The 20760-nt window shown below is 72.4% G+C and carries 19 protein-coding genes; 5 read left to right on the top strand and 14 right to left on the bottom strand.

Going from position 1 to position 20760, the window contains the following annotated elements:
* Positions 1-326: 326 nt before the first annotated feature.
* The gene (locus tag EJG53_RS04215; RefSeq protein ID WP_125043660.1) at positions 327-1388 is read right to left on the bottom strand and encodes an ATP-dependent DNA ligase; all 1062 of its coding nucleotides are present in this window, start codon (positions 1386-1388) and stop codon (positions 327-329) included.
* Between the two features lie 149 nt (positions 1389-1537).
* Here EJG53_RS04215 and ligD point away from each other — a divergent pair, with 149 nt between their 5' ends.
* Positions 1538-2542, top strand: a complete 1005-nt coding sequence (gene ligD, locus EJG53_RS04210; RefSeq protein ID WP_125043659.1) for a non-homologous end-joining DNA ligase — start codon at positions 1538-1540, stop codon at positions 2540-2542.
* Positions 2543-2575: 33 nt separating this feature from the next.
* Here the strand turns inward: ligD and EJG53_RS04205 are convergent, their stop codons facing one another.
* From EJG53_RS04205 to EJG53_RS04185, 5 genes are all read right to left on the bottom strand, one after another.
* Entirely contained in the window at positions 2576-3295 is a 720-nt protein-coding gene (locus tag EJG53_RS04205) for a hypothetical protein (protein WP_125043658.1), read from the bottom strand.
* Positions 3295-3861 carry a SigE family RNA polymerase sigma factor gene (locus EJG53_RS04200; protein ID WP_125043657.1) on the bottom strand — a complete coding sequence of 189 codons (567 nt, stop codon included), beginning with the start codon at positions 3859-3861 and terminating at the stop codon, positions 3295-3297. Before EJG53_RS04200 ends, EJG53_RS04205 begins: the two co-directional genes overlap by 1 nt.
* 308 nt (positions 3862-4169) lie before the next feature.
* Entirely contained in the window at positions 4170-4901 is a 732-nt protein-coding gene (locus tag EJG53_RS04195) for an HAD family hydrolase (RefSeq protein ID WP_125043656.1), read from the bottom strand.
* A 24-nt stretch (positions 4902-4925) separates the two neighbouring features.
* Positions 4926-5405, bottom strand: coding sequence for an Lrp/AsnC family transcriptional regulator (locus EJG53_RS04190; protein WP_125043655.1), 480 nt, complete (start codon positions 5403-5405; stop codon positions 4926-4928).
* Positions 5406-5588: 183 nt separating this feature from the next.
* A complete protein-coding gene (locus tag EJG53_RS04185) occupies positions 5589-6881 on the bottom strand; it encodes a YeeE/YedE family protein (protein ID WP_125043654.1) in 1293 nt (430 codons plus the stop codon).
* Between the two features lie 839 nt (positions 6882-7720).
* Here EJG53_RS04185 and EJG53_RS04180 point away from each other — a divergent pair.
* Positions 7721-9232: an FUSC family protein gene (locus EJG53_RS04180; RefSeq protein WP_125043653.1), complete on the top strand. Its 1512-nt coding sequence runs from the start codon at positions 7721-7723 to the stop codon at positions 9230-9232.
* A gap of 142 nt (positions 9233-9374) precedes the next feature.
* Positions 9375-10418: a lactonase family protein gene (locus tag EJG53_RS04175; protein ID WP_125043652.1), complete on the top strand. Its 1044-nt coding sequence runs from the start codon at positions 9375-9377 to the stop codon at positions 10416-10418.
* Between the two features lie 73 nt (positions 10419-10491).
* Here EJG53_RS04175 and EJG53_RS04170 read toward each other — a convergent pair whose 3' ends face one another.
* From EJG53_RS04170 to EJG53_RS04140, 7 genes are all read right to left on the bottom strand, one after another.
* Complete coding sequence (locus tag EJG53_RS04170) at positions 10492-11361, bottom strand: sirohydrochlorin chelatase (RefSeq protein ID WP_125043651.1); 870 nt, start codon at positions 11359-11361, stop codon at positions 10492-10494.
* 446 nt (positions 11362-11807) lie between these two features.
* Complete coding sequence (locus tag EJG53_RS04165) at positions 11808-12833, bottom strand: N-acetylglucosamine kinase (RefSeq protein ID WP_125043650.1); 1026 nt, start codon at positions 12831-12833, stop codon at positions 11808-11810.
* Entirely contained in the window at positions 12814-13824 is a 1011-nt protein-coding gene (locus EJG53_RS04160; RefSeq protein ID WP_125043649.1) for a phospholipid scramblase-related protein, read from the bottom strand. Before EJG53_RS04160 ends, EJG53_RS04165 begins: the two co-directional genes overlap by 20 nt.
* A 22-nt stretch (positions 13825-13846) precedes the next feature.
* Positions 13847-14524, bottom strand: a complete 678-nt coding sequence (locus EJG53_RS04155; protein WP_030019129.1) for a uracil-DNA glycosylase — start codon at positions 14522-14524, stop codon at positions 13847-13849.
* A 63-nt stretch (positions 14525-14587) separates the two neighbouring features.
* Positions 14588-15706 carry a WD40/YVTN/BNR-like repeat-containing protein gene (locus tag EJG53_RS04150; protein ID WP_125043648.1) on the bottom strand — a complete coding sequence of 373 codons (1119 nt, stop codon included), beginning with the start codon at positions 15704-15706 and terminating at the stop codon, positions 14588-14590.
* A gap of 221 nt (positions 15707-15927) precedes the next feature.
* Complete coding sequence (locus EJG53_RS04145) at positions 15928-16197, bottom strand: GlsB/YeaQ/YmgE family stress response membrane protein (RefSeq protein ID WP_125043647.1); 270 nt, start codon at positions 16195-16197, stop codon at positions 15928-15930.
* A 154-nt stretch (positions 16198-16351) separates the two neighbouring features.
* Positions 16352-16864 (bottom strand): VOC family protein, encoded by a 513-nt coding sequence (locus EJG53_RS04140; protein ID WP_125043646.1) that lies wholly within the window; start codon positions 16862-16864, stop codon positions 16352-16354.
* Between the two features lie 474 nt (positions 16865-17338).
* Here EJG53_RS04140 and EJG53_RS04135 point away from each other — a divergent pair, with 474 nt between their 5' ends.
* Positions 17339-18439: an NADH:flavin oxidoreductase/NADH oxidase gene (locus EJG53_RS04135; protein ID WP_125043645.1), complete on the top strand. Its 1101-nt coding sequence runs from the start codon at positions 17339-17341 to the stop codon at positions 18437-18439.
* A 190-nt stretch (positions 18440-18629) separates the two neighbouring features.
* Entirely contained in the window at positions 18630-20078 is a 1449-nt protein-coding gene (locus EJG53_RS04130) for a glyceraldehyde-3-phosphate dehydrogenase (RefSeq protein WP_125043644.1), read from the top strand.
* A gap of 126 nt (positions 20079-20204) precedes the next feature.
* On the opposite strand, the gene EJG53_RS40560 is transcribed toward EJG53_RS04130, so the two are convergent.
* Complete coding sequence (locus tag EJG53_RS40560) at positions 20205-20363, bottom strand: hypothetical protein (protein WP_154806356.1); 159 nt, start codon at positions 20361-20363, stop codon at positions 20205-20207.
* Between the last annotated feature and the right edge of the window lie 397 nt (positions 20364-20760).

Raw genomic sequence — 20760 nt, 5'->3', positions numbered from 1 at the left:
GGGCGGCGGGGCTGGGACCAGCGCGTATGGCCGTGGCGGCGAGGGAGAAGGTTTGCCGTGGCTCTTATAACTATGCCGTCAACTATGCGTCCTCCTTGTCGATCTGCAGGGCGTCGCCCATGGCGAATCCGCCGTAACGGGAGTGGGCAATGTCCGTGTTTATGCGGTGGACGGAGTCTGTGCCTATGTAGCGGCCAATGATTACGGAGAGGAGTAGTCGGCGGAGTTCGCGAGGTATTGCTCGAAGCTCAACACCGTTGCCGCTGCACGGTCGTTCGGCGACGCCCATGGTGGACGGGCGGACGGAACGGGCGTGGTGCCGGGTGTCATGCCCCGAGGACCTCGGAGAGGTTGTAGCGGACCGGCTCCTCCAGTTGTGCGTACGTGCACGACGCCGGTTCGCGGTCGGGGCGCCAGCGCCGGAACTGGGCGGTGTGCCGGAACCGGTCACCCTGCATGTGGTCGTAGGCGACCTCCAGTACGCGTTCGGGACGGAGCGGCACCCAGGACAGGTCCTTCTTGCCCGTCCACCGGCTGGGGCCGCCGGGCAGCCGGCCCGCCGCCTGCGCCTCCTCGCTGGTCCACTCCTCCCACGGATGGCCGGCGACGGTCTCCATGCGCAGCGGTGCCAGCTCCTCCATAAGCTCCTGGCGCCGGCGCATCGGGAAGGAGGCGCACACGCCGACGTGCTGGAGGCGGCCGGCCGCGTCGTACAGGCCCAGCAGCAGGGACCCCACGACCGGGCCGCTCTTGTGCGGTCGCAGGCCCGCCACGACACAGTCGGCGGTCCGCTCGTGCTTCGTCTTGACCATCACCCGTCGGCCCGGCCGGTACGGCATCTCGGGCGGCTTCGCGACGATCCCGTCCAGCCCGGCACCCTCGTACTGCTCGAACCAGGCGCGGGCCACGTCGAGGTCGTCGGTGACGGGCGCGGTGAACACCGGGTCGGCGGCCTCGCGCAGCGCCGTCTCCAGGGCGTCCCGCCGGTCCCGCTGCGGTACGGACATCAGCGACTCGTCGCCCAGCGCCAGCAGGTCGAACGCGACGAAGGACGCCGGAGTCACCTCGGCCAGGTGGCGTACCCGGGAGTCGGCGGGGTGGATGCGCTCCAGCAGGGCGTCGAAGTCCAGCCGCCCTTCCCGGGCGATGACGATCTCACCGTCCAGCACGCAGCGCGGCGGCAGCTCGGTGCGCAGGGCCTCCACCAGCTCGGGGAAGTAGCGGGTGAGGGGCTTGCCCGAACGGCTGCCCAGCTCGATCTCGGCACCGTCGCGGAAGACGATGGCCCGGAAGCCGTCCCACTTGGCCTCGTACTGTATGCCGGGCGGGATGTCCGGGGCGGCCTTGGCCAGCATCGGCTCCACCGGGGGCATCACGGGAAGATCCATGCGGCGATTGTGCGGCGGGGCGCGCGGCCGGACGGCGGTACGCGCCCGCCGACGGGCGGTGGGTGCCCGTACGGCCTAGGCTCTGTCGTCACATTCCTGCCGTTCCGCCCAGCAGGCGGGAATATGACGACAGGGCCTAGTTTGGGTGCATGGCAGAGTCGCTGGAGCTGGACGTGGGGGGACGGACGGTCCGGGTGTCGCACCCGGACAAGGTCTACTTTCCGCAGCGCGGCTTCACCAAGGCCGATGTCGTCCGCTACTACCGGAGCGTGGGTGAGGGCATCCTGCGCGCTCTCAAGGACCGGCCCACCACGTTGCAGCGCTACCCCGACGGGGTGGAAGGCGAATCGTTTTTTCAGAAGCGTGCGCCGAAGAACCTCCCCGACTGGATCCCCACCGGCCGGATCTCCTTCCCCAGCGGCCGGTACGCCGACGAGATCTGCCCCACCGAGCCCGCCGCCGTCCTGTGGGCGGCCAACCTGGGCTGTCTGACCTTTCACCCCTGGCCGGTCCGCCGGAGCGACACCGAGCACCCGGACGAGCTGCGCATCGACCTGGACCCGCAGCCGGGCACCGGGTACGCGGACGCGGTACGGGCCGCCCTCGCCCTGCGCGACGTCCTCGGCGGCCTCGGCCTCACCGGCTGGCCCAAGACCTCCGGCGGGCGCGGCCTGCACGTCTTCGTGCCCATCGCGCCCGACTGGACCTTCACCCAGGTCCGGCGCTCGGCGATCGCGGTGGCCCGGGAGCTGGAGCGGCGCGATCCCGGGCGGATCACCACTTCCTGGTGGAAGGAGGAGCGCGGCGCCAAGATCTTCGTGGACTACAACCAGACCGCACGGGACCGCACCATCGCCAGCGCCTACTCCGTACGGCCCTTCCCGCACGCGCCGGTCTCCGCGCCCTTGCGCTGGGAAGAGCTGGACGACGCCGTGCCGGAGGACTTCGACCTCGTCACCATGCCGGCCCGCTTCGCCGAACTGGGCGATCTGCACGCCGCCATGGACCGGCACCCCTGCCGTCTGGAGGCCGCGCTCGAACTCGCCGACCGCGATGAGCGCGAGCACGGGCTCGGGGACCTCCCGTACCCGCCGGAACACCCGAAGATGAAGGGCGAACCGAAGCGGGTGCAGCCGAGCCGTGCGAAGAAGTGACGCGCGGGCACGTCGCGGCTTCCGCACGTCCCCTCAGAAGGCCCCCTGTACGCGCAGTTCGCCGTCCGGCGCCCCGTCCGTGGTCTGGGCTGTTGCCGTGTACGCGTCGTCACTGGCGTCGCGGCCGCCTTCCGCGTGGTTGTACTGGCCCGCGAAGACGTGCCGTCCGGCGGGCACGGTCCGGCCCGGCTTCAGGGTCCAGCGGTAGACCAGCGCGCCGTCGTGCTCGTCCACGGACACCGTGAAGTCGGCCGGAGGCAGGGTGGCCCAGTGGCCGGTGTCCGACACGCCGCCGGTCTGCGCGATCCGCAGCTCCAGGGTCAGCGTGGTCAGCGGCCGCTTCGTGCGGAGGGTGACGTTGCTCTGCGCCCAGTAGGCGTTGCTGTGCGGGTCGACCGAGCCGTCCGACCACAGCGGGCCGTCCTCGGTACGGAGCGGAGGCGCGGGGGAGGCCGGCCGGTCCGTTCCCGGCCCGGCGGGACCGACCGGGCCCGTCGTCACCTTTCCCGGGCCGGAGGGCTGCACGACCGTCGCCACCGCGTACCCCCCGGCGACGAGTGCCCCCACCGTCGCGGCAGCCGCGAGGGCGACCCGCGGCCACGGCCGGGACGAGGCGGCCCGGCGGCGTGGCTCCGTACCGCTCCCGGTGGAGTCCGCCATGCCGCGTTCCACCCGCGCGAGCATCCGGGCGCGGTCGGGGCGGTGGGCCTGCGCCGCGCCACGCAACTGCGCGCGCACGTCGTCGTCCGCCATCACTTCCTCCTCCCCGCGAGGCCGTCCACGGCCCCGGCGCCCAGATGTCGCTGGAGTTCCGTCATGCCCCGGGAGGTCTGGCTCTTGACCGTACCGACCGATATGCCCAGGGCCAGAGCGGTGTCCCGTTCCGACAGGTCGAACGCGTGCCGCAGCACGACGCACGCGCGCTTGCGGAACGGCAGCCGCTCCAGCGCCTGTCGGACGTCCACCACGGCCGCCACGTCGGGGCCGTCCGACCCCTCGGAGCGCTGGGACCAGAACAGGGCGACCCGGCGCCGCTCGCGCACGGTGCTGCGGATACGGCCGCGGGCCATGTTGGCCACCACGCCCCGGGCGTAGGCCACCGGGTGGTCCGCGTCGCGCACACGGTCCCATCGGTGCCACAGCGCGAGCAGCGCGTCCGCCGCCAGGTCGTCGGCGGCGTCCGTCTCACCGGTGAGCAGATGGGCCAGGCGGGCCAGTTCGGCGTGATGCCGCTCGAAGAAGGCGTGGAACTCCGCCGACGCGTCATCGGTGCCGGGGGCGGCGCCCACGCTTCTCGGCGGGGCGGCGGACGAGGTCATGCCGGTCCTCCGGGCTGCGGCGGTTGCGGCCGGTGACCGATACGGGGGAAAGGGCTGACCACGGGCGGGCTCTCTCGGTCGGGGACACTCTGTCAGCCCCTCAGTTGCCGCCGGTGCGGGAAAGGTTGCCGTCGTCTGCCGGAGAGTTGTCGTCCACGGGAGCGGGATCGGTTCTCCCGCCCGCGAGAAGCGCGGCACTGCTGCATGTGGCGGAGCGCGCGAGCGTACGGGCGCACGCACGCTCCGTGTGGCTGGCGTCCCGCCGGCCCCGTGCCCGGTCTAGCGGTCCTGCCGGTCCCGTTCTCGGCCTAGCGGTCCCGCCGGTCCCTGTTCCCGTCCTTCGTGATCCACCGGTACGCGGCCTCCGCCGTGAATTCCTTCTGCCCGCCCGGCAGGAACAGCCCGGCACTGCCGAACGCCGGGTCCGTCGCGGTCTCCGGTACGTACGGGACCGCCACGCACCGCATCCCCGCCCGCCGTGCCGCCTCCGCGCCGGGCGGCGCGTCCTCCAGCACCACGCAGGTCTCCGGCGCTACGCCCAGCCGTCGCGCCGCCTCCAGGAACACGTCGGGCGCGGGCTTGCCCTGCGGGACCTCTTCGGCGGAGACGAGGACCGTCAGCCACGCGTCCAGGCCGGTGGCCGCGAGCACCGTCTCGATCGCGGACCGCGAGGAGCCGGAGGCCACCGCCAGCGGGTGCCCGGCCGTGTGCAGCCGCTCCACGAACGTCCGCATCTCGGGAAAGACCTCGGTGTGCGCCCGTGCCAGTTCGAGGTAGGCGCGGTTCTTGCCGGCCAGCAGCTCGTCGACGGGCGCGTCGATGCCGTACTCCCGCTTGAGCGCCTCCAGGGTTTCGCGGGTGCCGATGCCGATGAAGCGGGTGTGGTGTTCCCAGGTGAAGCCGTTGACGCCGTACTGGGCGAGGACCCTGCGTCCCGCCTCGTAGTAGTTCGGCTCGCTGTCCACGAGCGTGCCGTCCAGGTCGAAGATGACGGGCGCGGGGGAAGTGGCGGGCGGGGTGGCACCGGCGGAAAGGCTCATGGGGCCAGCATGCCAAGGCGGATGTCAGTGCGGCCCGGTGGCCCCGCCCACCGCTTCGACCAGCGGCAGCATCCGGTGCGCCACCCGTTCCCGCAGGGCCACCTCGGTCCGTGTACGGACCACGCCCGACATCTTGATCAGCCGCTGGATCACGTCTTCCAGGTGCGCCGCGTCCCGCGCCACGACCCGGGTGATCAGGTCCCCGCCGCCGGTCGTGGAGAACGCCTCGATGATCTCCGGCACCTCGGCCAGCTCTTCGGCGACGTCCTCCAGGTGCCCCTGGGTGACCTCGATGTGCACGAAGGCGAGTACGGGATGGCCGAGCGCGGCGGGCGAGAGGCGGGGCCCGTACGCGGTGATCACCCCGTCCCGCTCCAGCCGGTCCAGCCGCGCCTGGACGGTGCCCCGGGCGATGCCGAGGATACGGGCGTACTCCCGCACGCTGGTGCGCGGCTGCTCCAGCAGCAGCCGCAGGATCTTCGCGTCGAGCGTGTCCACGGCCATGGGCCAACGGCCTCCTCGGGGGGGCGGTGCGGGGTCCGATGACTGTACCAATGGTCCAGTCGGTGGTGGATACGGCGGCCAGTGGTCGGGGGGCGGGGATCAGCGGCTCTCGACCACCGGCTACCGGGCCGGTCGACGGTCGTCGGTTGCGCTGCGGCGACACCTGTCAGACGCCGTCATCTGTCAGCAGACACCGTCACCGGGCTTCGGGTTGGCCAGCCGGAACACAGGCCGCAGCTTCAGGCCCGCCCAAGTGCCGAGCAGTGCCGTCGCGCCCCAGATCCAGCCGTGCAGGCTGCCCGAGGCGATGCCGGCGAGGTAGGCGCCGATGTTGCAGCCGCCGGCCAGCCGGGCGCCGATGCCCATCAGGACGCCGCCCGCGACCGCCGCGACCGCCGTGCGCCACGGGGTGCCCCGGTGCAGGGCCCAGGTGCCGCCCAGCGCGGCCGCGACCGCCGCGCCGATCATGATGCCGATGTCGGTGAGGCTGGTCTTGTCGGCCAGTACGGGGCCGGACAGCGCGTGCGCGTTCGCGGGCTTCTGCCAGTACGACCAGGTCTCCGGATGCCCGCCGAACGCACTCACCAGCTTGGCGCCCCACAGGCTGAACGCGCTGGTCACACCCCACGCACCGCCGGACACCAGGAGCACGCCGGCGCCCAGCACCGCCAGCACCACCGCGCCTGCGGCCAGCGGCCACGAGCCGCGCAGCACACGGGCGGCCCGGGTCCTCGCCGACGGCACCGGGCCGGTCGGCGGCGGGTTGCGGCGCGCCTGGACCGCCCGGCTGACGGCCACTACGGCGGCCAGCGCCAGGATCGTGACGGCCCACGAGCCGAACCAGCCGATGTGGTCGGCGAACACGACGGGCTCGAACGCGGGCAGGTTCCGCCACAGGTCGAACTGCCAGGCGGCCAGGGTCGAGCCCGCGACGAAACCGCCCAGCGTCAGCACGATGGAGGTCTGTCCCGACCCCACCGCGAACAGCGTGCCGGAGGCGCAGGCACCGCCCAGTTGCATACCGACGGCGAACACGAACGAGCCGAGGAGCAGCCCGACGCCGAGCGGCCCTCCGGAAGGCTCGGGCGCCGACCCGAACAGTCCGGTGCTGGTGCCGATGACCAGGGCGAACAGGGTGGCTGTGGTCCCCAGCAGGAGCGCGTGGGCGCGCAGCCCGGCCCCGTTGCCCACGGCGACCAGTTGCCGCCACGCCGAGGTGAACCCGAACCGGGAGTGGAACAGGGCCACCCCCAGTCCGAGCCCGAGCAGCAGCAGGACGCCGGGCTTCGCGCCGTACGAGGCGAAGACGTAGCCCGACAGCGCCACGGCGATCAGCAGACCGACGGCGAGCGGCAGACGGCGGACGGGCGGGGCCGCAGGGGCGGCGGGGCGCGGATGAGAGGTGGGGGAGGGGGTGAGCAGAGCCGCGGCGGGGCGGGGGGTTCCGACGAGCGGATCAGGGGGAGCTGTGGTCACAGCGGGCTCCGTGAGGTGAGCGGCGAGCGGTGAGCTGCGGGGCTGAGCGGGAGAAGGGGGGCGGCGCGGCACGGGGCAGCGCACAGCGGTGCCCCGGGTGCCGGAGGCGCACGTCACCCCGGAAATGCCGGGGCGGGGAAGCGGTGATCACGGACGTCGGCGCCTGGAATGCGGCACCGGCGGCAGGCTTTAGCGGGGACAGAGCCCGTCGTCGACGCACCAGGCCGAGTTCGCGAAGAGCGCGAGACAGAGGAGGCGTGCGGGTGCGGACATGACGACGAGGGTAATGCGTGGACGATGCACGCGGTCGCGGCGTTCCGCTATCTGGACGGTGGGGTGAGACGGAGGGTGAGGCGGGGGCGAGGTGCGGAGGGGGCGGGGGAGGCGACAAGGAAGCGCGGACGTGACGCGGGTGGCGCGTGGACGCGGAAACGGGCGAATCGAGCCGTCGGGCGATCTTTCGCGCCATTGGCCACCTGCTGGCCCAGGGCTCGCCGCCGGAGCTGTACCAATGGCACAGTGTTTTCCGGCTCTGTTGAGCCAACAGTAGTGTTGATGTTGTCATAGGCGAGTCGATGGCGCTGCGGATCTCCGCGGCGCCTTTTTGATGCGAAGACGCGGAGCCGCGCCCGCGGAGCGGCGCGCCGGCGGCCGCGTCACCGGGCCGAGGCGGCGGAGCCTAAGCACCGGGCCGCACGACGACAGAGCTGTACGGCTCAGAGCTGTACGACAACAGAGCTGAACGGCACAGAGCTGAACGGCACAGAACTGACTGACGTGAAACCGAGCTGATCGGCCCAGGCCGAACAGCGCAGACCGATCGCCAAGGGGTGGAAACCGTGTTGAAGAGGGTGTTCGTGGCGCCGGACCCGGGGCGGCTGCGGCTGCGCAGCGCCGCGCGGGCCGTCGTGGGGGTCGGACTGGCGGTGGCCGTGTGCGCCGCCGCCGGCCACTCGCTGGTCGGTGCCGTGGTGGGCGGGGTCGCCGCGCTGCTCGCCCTCTTCACGGTCGCGGACACGACGGTGCGCGGGCAGATGGTCTCCACCGCCCTGCTGCCGGTGGTCGGCTTCCCGGTGCTCGCCGCCGCCGCGCTGCTGCACGATCACCCGCTGATCCGGGACGCCGCCCTCCTCGTCACGGTCGGTGTCGGCGTCTACGCCCGCCGGTGGGGCCCGCGCGGCAACGCCCTCGGCATCTTCGCGTTCATGTCCTTCTTCGAGGCACAGTTCCTGCGCACGGTGCCCGAGCAACTGCCGGAGCTGTACGCCGCCACCGCGCTCGCGCTGCTCGCCTGCTCGGTCGTCCGCTTCGGGCTGTGGTGCTACGAACGCCGTACGCCGCCGCCCGCCCTCCCCGTCCTCCCGGGCGGCAAGGGACTCGCCCGTGCGACGACCCGCCAGGCGCTCCAGGCGACCGTCGGCGGAGCCGTCGCCCTGGCCGCGGGCCAGTTGCTCTCCCACGAACGCTGGTACTGGGCGGTCGGCGCCCTGTGGTGGATCTTCGTCAACACCGCTTCGCGCGGTGAGACCGTGGTGCGCGGCTTCCGCCGGATGCTCGGCACCCTGCTCGGTGTCCCCGCCGGCCTGCTGATCGCCGTGCCCCTGCACGGGGCCCTGGCCCCCACGGCCGTCCTGCTCGCCGTCTGCGTCTTCTCGATCTTCTACGCGTCGCCGGTCTCCTACACCTGGAACATGCTCGCGGTGACCCTGATGGTCGGCCTGCTGTACGGGCTCCTGGGCGTCCTCGACCCGGGGCTGCTCGCGCTGCGCCTGGCGGAGACCGGCGTCGGCGCTCTCAGCGCGCTGCTGGCCGTCCTGGTCGTCCTGCCTGTCACCACGCACGCCACGACGGACGCCTGGGTCCAGCGCGCTCTGCGCTGCGTGCACCACTGCACCGCCGAGGCCGCGGCACGCATCGCGGGCACGGAGAGCGCGGACCCGGCCCCGCTCGTCGCGGAGCTGGAGGTGCTGCTCCGCAAGGTACGGATGTCCCTCGCCCCGCTGGTGCATCCGCTGGCCCCGATGCGCGCGCGCCGGGAACGGGCCCGGCAGATACTGGTGCTGCTGGACGACTGCGCCCGCGAGGTCCGCGGGCTGGCGTCCATCGCCGCCGACCCGGTGGCGTCGCACGACGCCCGGCTGACCGCCGCCTGCCAGCGCGTGGAGGCCGCCGTCGAGGCGCTCACCGCTCCCGGGCAGCCACGCGAGGCCACGGCCGCCACCGCGGCCGCCGCATCGCACGCGCCCGCCCTGGAACCGGCGCTCGCCCACCTGCACGGCCTGGAACGCGCCCTGGCCGAACTGGCCGCCCCGCTGCGCAGCTCCTCGCGTTCGCCGCTGGCCGACGCCTGAGGGGATGCCTGCCGGGGACGGCCGCCGGACCGGTCGGTGTCCGGCGGCACGCGTCCGTAAGCGGGCCCCCGTCGGCCTGTTAGCGTCAGCGCGTACAACTCCGTACGACACACAGGGCGGACGAAGGGCAGGCGTGACGCCGATGGGGACGACAGGCAGCGGACGGCGGGCGTACATCGGGTCGTTCACGTCGGCAGGCGGGCGCGGCATCAGCACCGCGGCGGTCGACCCGGAGACGGGCGCCCTGACTCCGCTGCACGCCACGGACGAGGTGCCCGACCCGAGCTACCTCGCTGTCACGCCCGACGGCCGCCGCCTCTACGCGGTGAGCGAGACGTCCGAGGGCGCTGCCGCCGCCTTCACCCTCACCGAGAACGGCCCGGTGCCGCTCGGCGCCCCCGTACCCGTGCGGGGCGCCGCCCCCACGCACCTCGCCCTCTGGCGCGGACACCTGCTGACCGCCAACTACACCTCCGGCAGCGTCAGCGCGCTGCGCGTCACGGCCGACGGCAGTCTCGCGGAGCCGGCCGCCGTGCTCCGGCACGAGGGCCGTGGCCCGAACCCCGACCGCCAGGAGGGCCCGCACGCGCACGCCGTCTCGCCCGACCCCTCCGGCCGCTGGCTGCTCAGCGTCGACCTGGGCACCGATTCCGTACGCATCTGCGAACTCGCCCCGGACGGTGGGGAGCCCGTGGTACGTCACGAGGTACGGCTGCGGGCGGGCAGCGGGCCCCGGCACCTCGCCTTCCACCCGGGCGGCGGCCATGCGTACGTCGTCAACGAGCTCTCCTCCACGGTCACACCGTGCCGCTGGGACGCCGCCACCGGCACCCTCACGCCGCTGACCGAGACGGCGATCCTCCCCCCGGGGGCGGGCGACAACTACCCCTCCGAACTGGTCGTCTCGCCCGACGGCCGGTTCATCTGGGCGGCGAACCGGGGCCACGACAGCATCGCGGTCCTGGCCGTCGACCCGTCGGGAGACGGCCTCACCCTGGTCACCACCGTGCCGTGCGGCGGGCACTGGCCGCGCGACCTGGCACTGCACCCGGGAGGGCGGCACCTCTACGCCGCCAACGAGCGCTCCGGTGACGTGACCTGGTTCGCCCTCGACCCCACGACCGGGGTACCGGAACCCGGCGGCTCGATCGCGGCTCCGGCCGCTTCCTGCGTGGTCTTCGCCTGAAACGCCGCACGGCCGGTCCGTACGGAAGTCGTACGGACCGGCCGCGCGGCCAGATGGCTACCGGAGCACGGAATCACCGCACCGGCGCGTGCTGCCCCGCCGCCTGCAGCGTGATGCCCAGCGCCGACGCGTAGTTCGACAGCACCAGGCGGCCGACCGTCCCGTACGCGCCCAGGGGCTCCGCCGCCGCGCAGCCCGCCTCCGCGGCCGCCGCCCCCACCAGGCCGTCGGCGATCTCGGGACCGATCAGGTACGGGGCCAGGGCGAGCTGCTGCGAGCCCGAGGAACGCAGCTCCTCCGCCGTACGGGAGATGGCGCCCTCCTCGTCCAGCGCGGCGGCCAGCACCGGCACGGCCAGACGGGCGGAGAGCAGCATGCCGGTGATACCGGCGGCCTGTACCGCCTCCTCGCCGCCGACGGTGGCGAGGACGATGCCGTCGGCAGCCGTCGCGACCGTGAACAGGCGCGCCCGGTCGGCGCGGGCCAGACCGGCTTCGGAGAGACGCACGTGCAGCGCCTCGGCGAGCAGCGGGTGCGGGCCGAGCACGTCGGTCAGTTCGGCGGCCGAGCCGCTGTTCATGACGGCCTGGCGTATCCGGCGGAGCAGCGCGCTGTCCGGTCCGGCCAGCAGCGGCACGACCACCGCGGGCGGGCCCTGCCGCTCGGGCTGCGAGCCGTCGCCGGTACGCGCCTTGTGCTCACCGGCGGCCTGCGCGAGCACGGCCTCCAGTGCCGGGTACTCCGCGTCGCCGCCGTCCACGAAGCCGATCCGGGCGTCGAGACCGGGCAGCTCGGAACGGGCGATGCTGGTCACCTCCGCCGCCAGGCCGCGCGCGGCGGGGGTGGGGGTGCCGGGAACGGCGAGGACCAGGGAGGGCGCGCCCTCGGGCGCGGCGACGGGTTCCGGTCGGCGGTGGCGACCGGACTGCCGGGGACGCGGCATTCGTACAGGCAGGCCAGGTGCGGCGCCCGAGCTCGGAGAAACTTCGTCAAAACGGGGCGAGCCGGGTGCGGGCCCAGTGGGGGAACTCATGGCGTCGCATGTTAACGCCTCGGGGGTCCCCCGCGCGGCGGGAGGGCTCGGTCGGGAGGTATCCGTCCCGAATTGTCCCGCGCGCCGTATGAGCAGGTCAGAGCCCGAATCGAGCGTTGGTGCGAGTCCGCCGGAGCCCCGGGGACGAGGGGCGGGCCGCCGTCCTGCGGGCACGGCCCCGCGCGTCGTTCGAGTCCTCCGTTGCCGGAACGATTCGCCGGACATCCGCGACAACTTCCGGAATTCGTCAACTTCCGGTAGTTATGGTCGCGGTGTCGTCCTGGTGCCCGCGCCACGACGCCGTTCCCGGCCGTGTCCCCTTACAGCTCCGCTCACCGCTCCGTTTGCCGTTCCGCTCACCGCGTGACCCGCAGCAGCTTCTCGTCCGTGGGCAGCAGCAGCCGGCCGGTGGCCAGCGCCGCGGCGACGCGCAGTGCACCGCCCAGCGGGTCGCCCTCCGCCTCGACCCGCCGGGCGTGCGGCAGCAGCTCGTCGAACGCCCGGCGCAGCGGCGCCAGCAGCGGCTCGCCCAGGTGCAGAAGGCCCCCGGTGAAGGCCACCACGCTGCCGTCCGCCGTGGGGCAGACGGCCGCTGCCGCCTCCGCCAGGTGCCGCGCGGCCCGGTTCAGGATGTCCGCCGCCACGGGGTCGTGCCCGGCGCAGGCGGCGACCTCGGGTGCGAACGACGCCAGGACGGCCGTCCGGTCGGCGCGCGGGTACAGCATGCCGGGCAGTTCGGCCGCAGGTCCCCACAGCGCCTCCATACGGGCCAGCAGCGCGGCCGATCCGCCCGTACGCCCGTCGTGCGCGCGCAGCGCCGTCTCCATCCCGGCCCGGCCGATCCAGGCGCCGCTGCCGCAGTCGCCGAGCAGGTGTCCCCAGCCGTCGGCGCGGCGCCAGCCGCCGGCCTCGGTGAGGTCCGTGCCCGTCGCGATGACGCCGGTGCCGACGGCGACGACGGCGCCCGGCGTCTGGCCGAGCGCCCCGGCGTACGCGGTCACGGCGTCGGCGGCCAGCGCGAGCCGCCGCACGCCGAACGCCTCCGCCAGCGCCCCGGGCAGCTCGGCGCGCAGCTCCGTGCCGAGCGACGCCATGCCCGCGGCGCCGACGCACACGGCGTCGAGCTGCCGGGCGCCGGTGTCCCGCATCAGATCCTGCGCGGCCGGCACCAGTTGCTTGAGCAAGTGGTGGGCGTCCATGCCGTTCGGGCCGGTGCCGATCGGCTCCTGGGAGGTGTACGAGGCGAGCGGCCGCGCGTCCTTCTCGTCCGCGCGGGCGACGGCGATCCGCAGCCCGGAGCCGCCCGAGTCCACGCCGAGGACGTGGCCGGGCGCCGGGCCGTCTGCCGCACCGCTCCCGGGCTCAGCCAAATCCGCGCGCATCCTGCTTGAGGGCGGTGTCCACGGTCAGCGCCGTGGCGACGACCAGGCTCCGCAGCGGTTCGGGAAGCTGGACGTGCACCTGCAGGACGTAGTTGTCCGCGGTGGTGAACATCGTCTTGGCCAGGCCCTCCCAGGTCTTGGTGATCCGGGCGACCTCGGTGTCGGTGTGGTCGACGATGGCGAAGTTCCAGGCGCGCCAGTTCTCCGCCTTGATGGCGCCGATCTGCTGCCCGCCCGCCATCATCGCGAAGTTGATCTTCCCGATGGCGTTCTGCTGCACGATCTCGCCGACCGGCTGCCCGTCGGGCCGCTCCACCAGCACCTTGGACTTGATGAACTTCGCGGGGCGGGTCAGCACGAGCTGCGGCTGTCCGTACGGGTCCCGGATCTCCAGCCGGTGGGTCATGTACTGGTCGAGGCTGGAGACGATCCGCAGCACCTTCTTCGCGGTGCTCTGGCCGACCTGGACGACCGTGCCGAGGGTGTTGCCGTGCTGGTCGAAGACGCTGTACTCGTTCGTCACCTCGATCAGCTTGGCCTTCTGGTTCACCACCAGGACCGGTTCGGTGAACAGCGTCCCGCCGCCCTGGGCGGTGGGGGCGACACCGGCCTGCTGCTGGACCTGGTACCGCACCTGCCCGTTGTGCACCGGCTGCCCGGCTCCGGCCTGCTGCCCGGCCGGTACCTGCTGCCCGGCCTGCGGCGCGTACTGCTGCGGCATCGGCTGCCCGGCGCTCTGCTGCTGGGGCGCGTACCCCTGCCCGGGGCCCTGCTGGCCGTACGGCTGCTGAGGGGCGCTCTGCTGCCCGGCCTTCACGTACGACGGCTGCTGCGCTTGCTGCTGGGCCTGCTGCGAGGCCGATGTCTGCGCCTGGGCCGGCCGGCCCTCGTGCGTGTGCTCGGTCCACCGGGACCCGTCCCACCAGCGCAGCCGGTCGGGCGTGCCCTGCGGGTCGGCGTACCAGCCCGCAGGGATGTTCGCGTTCGTCATGCGGGCACACTATCCCGCAGGGTCAGGGCAGTCTCCAGTCCACCGGCTGCGCGCCCTGCCGCACCAGCAGGTCGTTGGTCCGGCTGAACGGGCGCGAGCCGAAGAAGCCCCGGTCGGCCGACATGGGGGAGGGGTGCGCCGACTCCACCGAGGGCAGGTCGCCGAGGAGCGGCCGCAGATTGCGCGCGTCGCGGCCCCACAGCACCGACACCATTGGACGGCCCCGCGCGACCAGGGCCCGGATGGCCTGCTCGGTGACCTCCTCCCAGCCCTTGCCGCGGTGCGCCGCCGGTTTGCGCGGCGCCGTCGTCAGCGCCCTGTTGAGCAGCAGGACGCCCTGCCGCGTCCACGGCGTCAGATCGCCGTTGGACGGCCGCGGCAGCCCGAGGTCGGAGGCCATCTCACGGTAGATGTTCTCCAGACTCCCGGGCAGCGGGCGGACGTCCGGCGCGACGGAGAAGCTCAGGCCCACCGCGTGTCCGGGCGTCGGATACGGGTCCTGCCCGACGATGAGCACCCGGACGTCGTCGAAGGGCTGTTGAAAGGCGCGCAGCACATTGCTGCCCGCCGGGAGGTACGTACGTCCCGCGGCGATCTCCGCCCGCAGGAACTCGCCCATCCTGGCGATCTGCCCGGCGACCGGCTCAAGTGCCTTGGCCCAGCCGGGTTCGACGATTTCATGAAGAGGTCGTGCAGCCACGACCGTCACCCTACTGGCCGCAGGGGGATCCTCTTCAACCGACGGCCTGATCCGCCGCCCCGCTCAGCCGACGGCGGCCGCCCGTACGCACAGCACGTCCGGCAGGTGGGAGGCGAGCTGCTGCCAACTGTCGCCGTCGTCCGCGCTGGCGAAGACCTCCCCGTTGCGGTTGCCGAAATAGACCCCGGCGGGGTCGGCGTCGTCCACGCACAGCGCGTCCCTGAGCACCGTGCCGTAGTGGTCCTCCTGGGGCAGGCCGTCGCTGAGCGCCTGCCAGCTCGCGCCGGCGTCCTCGGTGCGGTACACCCGGCAGCGGTGTTCCGCCGGGACGCGGTCGATGTCCGCGGTGATGGGGAAGACGTACGCCACGTCGGCCCGGCGCGGGTGGGCGGCCGTCGCGAATCCGAAGTCGGAGGGCAGTCCGCCGCCGATGTCCGTCCACTTCGCGCCCGCGTCGTCGCTGCGGTAGACGCCCCAGTGGTTCTGCAGATAGAGCCGGTCCCGGTTCACCGGGTCCTGCGCGATCTTGTGTACGCACTGGCCGAACTCCGGGTCCGGGTCGGGCAGGAACACCGCCTTCACCCCGCTGTTCGACGGGGCCCAGCTCCGGCCGCCGTCCTTCGTGCGGAACACACCGGCGGCGGAGACCGCGACCGTCACCGCGTCCGCGTCCCGCGGGTCCGTGATCACCGTGTGCACCGCCAGCCCGCCTCCGCCGGGCACCCACCGCTCCCGGGACGGGTGGTCCCACAGGGGGCGTACCAGCTCGAAAGTCTCGCCCCCGTCCACCGACCGGAACAGCCCGCCGGGCTCCGTCCCGGCGTACACCACGTCGGGCGCGGCCGGGCCCGCCGGATGGAGCTGCCACACCCGTTCCAGCGAAGTCTCCGTGTCCGGTGGGTACTTGACGGGCGGGCGGAGTGGTTCCCGCCAGGTCTCGCCGAGGTCGTCGGAGTGGAAGACCGAGGGGCCCCAATGGGTGCTGTCCGCGCCGGCCAGCACCCGGGGTGTCGGACGGCGGGTGTCGATGCCGATCGAATACACCGCCTGTGCGGCGAAGTGCGGCCCGCTCAGCTCCCAGTCGCCGCGCCGCCGTCGCCCGATGAAGAGTCCTTTGCGCGTGCCCACCGCGAGGAGGACGTCTGCCTTGTGGGGTGTCTTGGATGTCTTGCCGGATGCCATGCCGAACACCTCCGAAACGCCGTTGTCCCAGGTATCGCTCAGTCTGCACCCGACCACTGACAACGGCCCTCCGGCACCTCGTCCGCGCAGGTCAGAACGTATGTGCATGCTCATAACGGCCGGCTCGGCGCGGCCGGGGAGGAGCCGGCCCGCACACGGAAAGAGCCGGTCCCCTGTCGTCAGGGAACCGGCTCTCCGTCGCCGTGCGGTCGTGCGCCGCGTCAGCGCCCTTGCTTACGGCCGATGGTCACGCGGTAGATCGCCAGGACGATCACCGAGCCGATGATGGCCGCGATCCACGTCGAGAGGTGGAAGAAGCCGTTGATCGACTCCACCCCGAAGATCACCTTGCCGAGCCAGCCGCCCAGCAGTCCGCCGACGATGCCGATCAGCATGGTGACGAGGCACCCACCCGGGTCCTTACCCGGCATCAGTGCCTTCGCGATCGCACCCGCCAGCAACCCGATCAGAATCCACGCGATGATTCCCATGGCAGCTCACCTCGTTCACAAATAAGATCAAAACGCTTCGACTCTGGTGTTTCCCACTTTTGCGGATCGAAACACTGCAAGTGCATCGGTTCTCTGTGCGACCCCTCCGATCTGCCCTCTCCGCCCCTCCGCCGCCGCTCTGCGGCCGCGGTGCTCAGGGGCGCCACCGGCGCCGGCGGGCCGTCCGCTCGTACGGCTGCGGGTCCGGGTAGGTCAGCAGCTCCAGCGTGCTGCCCCAGGGGGTGCGCAGATACGCGAACCGGTTGCGTGCCCCCTCCTCCGGCCCCGGCAGGGGCTGCGGCGGCCCGAGTGCCACGGCACCCGCCTCCTCGGCCCGCGCCACCGCGGTGTCCAGGTCGTCCACGTAGCAGGCCAGGTGCTGCCATCCCAGGTCGCACGGGACGGCGGGAGACCGCTGCCGCGGACCGGTGAACTCGAACAACTCGATGCCGGGCCCGTTCGGCAGGGCCAGCATCCGGATGGCCGTCTGCGCGGTGCCCCGCGGCACCCCGAGGCGCCGCTCGACGCCTTCGCCCCCGTTGGGGCCCTCCTCCCGGGGCAGCGTGTCGTACAGGACTTCCGCGTCCAGCGCGGCCGCGAAGAAGGCGGTCGCCGCGTCGATGTCGGGGACCGTGACGCCGATGTGGTCGATGCCGCGCGTGGCCATGGGCGCGTCCTCCTCGGGGTGCCGTGATACGGAGCGGCGGTACGGGACGGGGTGCACCCCTGCGGGTGTCCGGTGCGGCCGTGCCTGAACAGTCGCGCGGTCCGCGATGCGCGCGCCGCCCGGTTCCCGCGCTGCGGTATCCCGCGGCAGAGCTCGCCCGGAGGCGTCAAAAATCGCTCGAACGAGTCGTCCGGGGGCCCTTATCGTGAGCCGGTCGGCCCAGGGCGGTGCTCCGGGCCGGACGGCCGGTCGCGGCGGTACGGGGGTACGCCGCGAGCCGGACGGTGCAGCGGCGTGGAACGACGTGCGGGGCCGGACCCATCGAGGGCCGGCCCCGTTCGCGTGCGTCGACCCTCCGCGTCCCGCCGTGAGCCACCACAAGTACGAGACCCTTCGTAGTTTGACAGACCCCGTACTACGAGGGATATCGTATGAAGCGTCAAGCCGAAGCACCACCGAACGCGGGAGTCCGTCGTGAGCGCACTGTTCGAGCCCCTCACCCTCCGGTCGCTGACCATCCCCAACCGCATATGGATGGCTCCCATGTGCATGTACTCGGCGGCGCCGGACGGCCCGGAACAGGGTGTGCCCAACGACTGGCACTTCCAGCACCTGGCCTCGCGCGCCGTGGGCGGCACGGGGCTGATCCTGACCGAGGCGACGGCGGTGAGCCCCGAGGGGCGCATCAGCCCGTACGACCTGGGGCTCTGGAACGACCGGCAGACCGCCGCGTTCCGCCGCATCACCGACTTCCTGAAGGCGCACGGCTCCGTCCCCGGCATCCAGATCGCCCACGCGGGACGCAAGGCCTCCACCGAGCGTACGTGGGTGGACCGCGGCGCCGCGATCGCTCCCGGTGAGGGGCACGGATGGCAGCCGGTGGGCCCGAGCCCGCTGGCGTTCGACGAGGCGTCCACCGAGCCGGCGGAGCTGTCGACCGAGGAGATCCAGGAGATCGTCGGACAGTTCGCGGCGACCGCGCGGCGGGCCCTGGAGGCGGGCTTCGAGGTGGCGGAGATCCACGGCGCGCACGGCTACCTGATCAACGAGTTCCTCTCGCCGTACACCAACCGGCGTACCGACGAGTACGGCGGCTCGTACGAGAACCGCACCCGGTTCGCGCTGGAGGTCGTGGACGCGGTGCGGGCCGTGTGGCCTGAGGAGCTGCCGGTGTTCTTCCGGATCTCGGCGACGGACTGGCTGTCGGAGAACGCGGACGACGAGCGCGAGGGCTGGACCGCCGACGACACCGTGCGCTTCGCGGCCGACCTGAAGGCGCACGGCGTGGACCTGCTGGACACCTCCACCGGCGGCAACGCCCCCGGCGCGAAGATCGTGGCGGGCCCCGACTATCAGGTGCCGTTCGCCGAGCGGGTCAAGAAGGAGACCGGGCTGCCGGTCGGCGCGGTCGGTCTGATCACCGAGGCCCAGCAGGCCGAGAAGATCATCGTGGACGGCCGGGCGGACGCCGCCCTCATCGGCCGTGAGCTGCTGCGCGACCCGTACTTCGCCCGCAACGCGGCCCGCGAGCTGGGTGCCGACATCCACGTCCCGAACCCGTACCACCGCTCCTGAGGCGCGCGGCGCGCTCTGCGGGACCGGATGCCCATGCGAGGGTGTCCGGTCCGGCAGGGGGCGTGGCTTCGGTCGTTGTTGTCATGCGCACGCTAATAACCACCGTGTCGCCCGTCACTGCCGACCCCGTGCACAACGAAAGAGCGGTGGGGTTAGCATCTGAGCACCGCCTAGCTCGAAAGATGGACCTGTGACTGTCAACGAGGACTCGTTCACAAACTGGAAGAACCGCGAGGAGATCGCGGAGTCGATGATCCCGATCATCGGGAAGCTGCACCGGGAGCGGGACGTCACGGTCCTGCTCCACAGCCGCTCCCTGGTGAACAAGTCGGTGGTCAGCATCCTGAAGACGCACCGATTCGCGCGCCAGATAGCGGGCGAGGAGCTCTCGATCACCGAGACGTTCCCGTTCCTGCAGGCCCTCACCGCTCTCGACCTCGGTCCTTCCCAGATCGACATCGGCCGGCTCGCCGAGACCTACAAGGCCGACGACCGCGGCCTGTCGGTGGCGGAGTTCACCGCCGAGGCCGTCGCGGGCGCCCTGGGCGCCGACAAGATCGAGCGCCGGGAGGGGCGCGACGTCGTCCTCTACGGCTTCGGCCGCATCGGCCGGCTCGTCGCCCGGCTGCTCATCGAGAAGGCCGGCTCGGGCAACGGCCTGCGGCTGCGTGCCGTGGTCGTCCGCAGGGGCGGCGAGCAGGACATCGTCAAGCGCGCCTCGCTGCTGCGGCGTGACTCCATCCACGGTCAGTTCCAGGGCACCATCACCGTCGACGAGGCGAACAGCACCATCGTCGCCAACGGCAACGTGATCAAGGTGATCTACGCCGACGACCCGTCGGAGGTGGACTACACGGCGTACGGCATCAAGGACGCCATCCTCATCGACAACACGGGCAAGTGGCGCGACCGCGAGGGGCTGTCGAAGCACCTGCGCCCCGGTGTCGACAAGGTCGTCCTGACCGCGCCGGGCAAGGGCGACGTCCCCAACATCGTGCACGGCGTCAACCACGACACGATCAAGCCGGACGAGCAGATCCTGTCCTGCGCGTCCTGCACCACCAACGCCATCGTCCCGCCGTTGAAGGCGATGGACGACGAGTACGGTGTGCTGCGCGGCCACGTCGAGACCGTCCACTCGTTCACCAACGACCAGAACCTGCTGGACAATTTCCACAAGGCCGACCGCCGCGGCCGCTCGGCGCCGCTCAACATGGTCATCACCGAGACCGGTGCCGCCTCCGCCGTCGCCAAGGCGCTGCCCGATCTCCAGGCGAAGATCACCGGCAGCTCGATCCGGGTGCCGGTGCCGGACGTCTCGATCGCGATCCTCAACCTCCAACTGGCCCGCGAGACCACCCGCGACGAGGTCCTCGACCACCTCCGCGACGTGTCGCTGACCTCGCCGCTGCGGCGTCAGATCGACTTCACCAGCGCCCCCGACGCGGTCTCGAACGACTTCATCGGCTCGCGGCACGCCTCGATCGTCGACGCCGGCGCCACCAAGGTCGACGGCGACAACGCGATCCTCTACCTCTGGTACGACAACGAGTTCGGCTACTCCTGCCAGGTCATCCGCGTCGTCCAGTACGTCTCCGGGGTGGAGTACCCGACCTACCCGGCGCCGGTGACCAACTGACGCGGGCACCCGGCTGACCCGGACCGGGCCATCGGTCGGCCCGGCCACCCGGCCACAAGGCGGCAGCAGGAAGGCGAGCGGCCCTGATGGGCACTCAGGTCACCCTCCCGCTGCCGCCGACGGTGGCTACCACCGGCCGTCACCGTAGCGCCGGCGCAACTCGCTGATCTCCTGGTCGTCACGGGCGGCCATGGACCGCGTGCGCCGTACGCCGGCTTCTATGACGAAGAGCACGAGCCCGCCGACGAGCACCGAGCCGAGCAGCAGCACCACCACAAATTCCACATACCCCTCCTACCCGGCGCCCGCCGTGTTGCAACGGGAATTCCCGCCACGCACCGGAACCGGCCCGCCGGTCACGGCGCCACGCGGACGTCACGGCGCCACGTGGAAGGAGTACGCATGGCCGCAGGCATCGCAGGCGAAGCGGCCGTTCAGTCCGTCGTTGGCCGTCTGGCAGCGTGGACACGGTGCGGTGGTGAAGTACTCCGGCCACCGCCCGGTCGCCTCCCCGGGGCCCACGCCACCCGGCCTTGGTTCACCTTCTGTCATCCGGACGCTCCACAGTTGCACGACCACCCGCCATCCGGTCCCTGAATCACCTGAGCACCACACCGGCTGCAATACATGACTGCTCCTCGACCCGCACCACAGCACCCCGCGCTCAGACCGAGTACACCCA

Source organism: Streptomyces chrestomyceticus JCM 4735, from assembly GCF_003865135.1.
Lineage (GTDB): Bacteria > Actinomycetota > Actinomycetes > Streptomycetales > Streptomycetaceae > Streptomyces > Streptomyces chrestomyceticus.
Note: the sequence above shows the minus strand (reverse complement) of the source record. Positions and strands in the feature narration are given on the sequence as shown.